This window comes from Clostridium tarantellae, assembly GCF_009295725.1.
GTDB classification, from domain to species: domain Bacteria; phylum Bacillota; class Clostridia; order Clostridiales; family Clostridiaceae; genus Sarcina; species Sarcina tarantellae.
The window spans coordinates 1-4,126 of the sequence record NZ_WHJC01000293.1 but is presented as its reverse complement, the minus strand read 5'-3'; the positions used below and the strand labels follow the sequence as shown (position 1 = coordinate 4,126).

Sequence of the window (4,126 nt, the reverse complement as noted above, 5' to 3'; positions counted from 1 at the left end):
GAATTTGTAATTCAAATAAAAAATACTAGATATAGTCTAATAAAGAAAACACCTAGTATTTTTTTGATTAAATATTATTTTATAGTTCTACAGTTTATAGCAACTGGTCTAGATTTTTGATTATCATAAGATACTGCAACTACTTTTATTCCATATAAAGTATTTTTATTTAATTCTTCTAATGTATATTCATTTATTTCTCCTGAAACTCTAGTAACTTCTACTCCATCTTTATAAACTATATATTCTTTAACAGTAACTTCAGTTTGTGGTGCTTCCCAATTTATTTTAATGCTACTATTACTTAAAGAAGTTCCTTTTAAATTTTGTACTTTTCCTGGCTTACCTTCCACTGGTTTAATCTCATTATTTACTATATTAAATTCTTTTTCAGGTAAATCTAATCTAAAGCCATCCATATCTTCTGCATAAGATTTAACTTTATAAACACCATCTGCTAGTCCTTGCTCAGGTGACCAAGGTATATATATTTGAATATCTTCTAAATCTTTTATTCTATCTACAACTGCTCCTTTTGAATCTAAAATTTCTATATTCCATTTTACAACTTTTTGAGCTATTCCTTGAATATATATAGAATCTTCAAAGTTTATATCATTTCCATATACATTATACATTGGTATTAATACATCTTGTGGGATATCATTTTCATTTCCCCACACTTCTAATCTACAATTTCTAGCATTATCATATACAATAGCTACTACTTGCTCTGGCATCTTATCTACAAAATGTTCTGTCATTCCAGGCTCTAATGGTACATACTCATTATCTATATATAATACAGTTCCCCAATATCCAGTCAAATTATCTTCCACATTAAAACTAATTTTAAATTCATTTCCATCTGGAGCTACTTTTAAATCTGTAACTGTTGGAGTTTCACTATCTACAGCTATAGGTAATTCCACCTCTTGTTCTTCTGCTCCTTCATAAGCTAGTTTACTCTTTGCTACAAATTTATATCTTCCATCTTTCACAAATTCTCCATTTTCATTTGTTCCATCCCATGGATCTATATCTGAAAACTTATAAGAAAAATTATTATTATAATAAGTATTTTTAGATAAATCTTCATATTTATCTAATTGCTTAACCATATTTCCTTCTTCATCTTCTACACTTATATCTAAATAATCTAAATTTCTTAAAACTGATAAACTTGGACCAGCCATATTTACATATGAATATGGTGAAATTGCAATAGCATCTAAATTAAAGGAATTAGTAAGAGGATCAAATCCTAATGGCATATCTTCTTCTGGTGCAAATACCGCAGTGTAAGAGAAAAATGCTTCATCACTTTCTGTAGCTAAAGGAGCATCTATATTTGGTCCTTCATCCCATTCTCCATGAAATCCCATAAGTGGTAAGCTAACTTCTTTATATTCATCATTTTTAGAAACAATTCTTATATAACCTTCTAAGAAAACTTCCTCTTCCATATCAGAATTAGATAAATCTATATTAATATTTAAATTTTCTATATTATCTTTATTTATTTCTACATTATATCCGTTAGCTTTATTTATCTCTTCACCATTTATAGTAACTTTTGCTCCATTTATTTCTCTATTATAAAGTTCATTAACTTCAGTAACTAAATCAACTTGTCCATCCCAGTTATTATCAATTTCTTTTTCTACTAAAGTATCTGTATATAAATCTACAAAAACTTCATATTCATTACTTTCATCAATTACACTTTCTAATGAAACAGTAAATTCTGCTTTTTCTTCAAACTCTTTTAATTCAATAGCACCTCTTCTTTCCATAGAAGCATTTTTATCATAAGCTATTAAAGGAGTTTTTATAGCATCAGCTAATTGTAAAAGCCCTGCCCCTTGCTCTCTTGTAGAATGAGGTACATTTTTATCTTCTTTATCTATTATAGTTGTATTATTCATCAAAATATTTTTTGCTTTCATTACTGTATCAAAGCTTTGCTCAGCACCTTTTTCTTTCATAGCTTGCATTAATATAGCAGCAGCTCCTGCAACTTGAGGTGTTGCCATAGATGTACCTGACATTGTTGTATAACCTCCATCAGGTGTTGTTGAATATATGCTTCCACCTACTCCAGAAATTTCAGGTTTAAATTCTAAAGTTGGTGCTGTTCCCCAAGATGAAAATTCATTTACTTTTAATTTATCACTTAATGGCATAACATTTTTCTTACCTGTTACTGTTCCTGAAATTGTTTGTCCACTTTTTATTAACTCTATTAAAGCTTCTCCTTCAGCCTTGCCTGTAGAAATTAGTGGTATGCTATATCTTGTTGCATTAAGATTATTTTCATAATTTGCTACAACAACTAATGCTTTAGCACCTTTATTTTCAGCTTCTTTTTGCATAACTCCATAACTTCCATATATTTGATCAGGATTAACAATTACTATTTTTTCATTACAATCCGTATTTCTAAAATCTTCACTACTTCCTTTACCTGCATAAGCAAATTCAAATTCGCTATTTATTCCTAGCTCATTTACTAAATTTGAAACATAACTTTGTTGGTCAACATAATTAAATTTTTCTCCATTTGATAACTCTATTAAACTTGTTGTAGTATAATTATTTTCTACAGAAGCCACAGCTAAAGCATATGGACTAACTGCTGGATCTCCTAAAGTTCCTATATCATATAAATCTTTATATGGTTTAGACATTAAAGGATGTCCACTATTTAAATTATAATAAGCATTTCCAGCAGCTACTACTAATAATACCCCTTCTTTAGTTACCTTTTCAATTGCTTCTTGAACTAAATCATCCTGTAATATGGAACCAGCATCACTACCTAAACTCATATTAATTACATCTGCTCCCATTTCAGTGGCATGTAAAATTCCCTTTGCTATATCATCTTCATAGGCACCACCCCAATCTGTGAATACCTTCTCTGCTATAATTTGAGCTTCTGGTGCTATTCCTTTAACTCCACCATTTTCTACATCCCCATTAGCTGCTACAATACCTGCTACATGCATACCATGTGCTCCATTTACTAAATCTTTTGGTAATACATTATTATCCATATCAGCCCAGTCATATCCTGTTGGTATTTTTTCATTATAATAAATATCATCTACATTTGTTGAACTTAATTTATCTTGCAAATTATTTTCTGTTAATTTTGCTTCTTCTTTTCCTTCTTCACCTAATTTAAAATCTCTATGGTCTAATTGGAAACCAGTATCTAAAACTCCAATAACCATTCCTTCTCCTTTGTATCCAAGTTCTTCCCATACTTGAGAAGATTGAACCATCTCTGTAGCTCCACCTAAGTTTGCTGTATATGTTTTAGCTATTCTTACTTTTTTTACATTAGGTAAATCCTCTAAAATTTCTATATCTGATACTTTAGCTTCACCACTTAAAGAATTAACTTTTTGTGAAAAACTATGTCTTAAATCAAAATTAGCATTACTACCTTTAATATGTTTTAATACTTTTTCTTGTATATTCTTATTGTCAGTAATAGCTGCTTTTCCTTGTTGCTTACTTTCTTCTAGTTCAACTATTATTCTAACCCTATCTTCAGCTTTATATTGTTTACCTTCTACAGATTCATATAAATTTTTATCACTATTAAAGTTAACAGCTCTTTCTTTATGCTTTTCTTGCATAATTCTATCTGCAACTTTTTTTATTTCTTCTAAATTTAATTTATTATTTGTTGCCTTAACTATCCCCCCTGGTAATAAAGACAACGTCATAGCAGTAGCTAATACAATAGCTCCAATCTTTTTGTTTTTTAACATAAAAAAGCCCCCTTAAAATTTATTTTATATGTTAATGTTTATTGATTTATTTATAATAATTACATATTTTTAACTATTTATCAAGTATTTTCTTTTTATTTTGCTTTTTTATTTTAAAAAAGTTAATTGTATTAACATAATAATTTATTTATTGTTTAATTTAATTTATTATTTTATTTTTTTATATCAATTTAAAATATGATAAAATTAAATGTACACCACTTTACAATAAATTTAACTAGCTAAAGAATCGTTATTAAGATGATTAATAACATCTTCAAGCGTAGTTATATTTTTATCAAGTTGTATTGTTTTAAGCAACTTGCCATAAATTAATTCTT

1 protein-coding gene is annotated in these 4,126 nt (G+C 28.2%); it reads right to left on the bottom strand.

Annotation, left to right across the window (positions count from 1 at the left end):
• Nucleotides 1–74: 74 nt before the first annotated feature.
• Nucleotides 75–3,785, bottom strand: coding sequence for a S8 family serine peptidase (locus GBZ86_RS13345; RefSeq protein ID WP_152891429.1), 3,711 nt, complete (start codon nt 3,783–3,785; stop codon nt 75–77).
• Nucleotides 3,786–4,126: the final 341 nt, after the last annotated feature.

Coding starts and splice junctions, on each gene's coding strand:
- GBZ86_RS13345 (WP_152891429.1), bottom strand. CDS start 3,785: ATGTTAAAAAACAAAAAGATTGGAGCTATTGTATTAGCTACTGCTATG.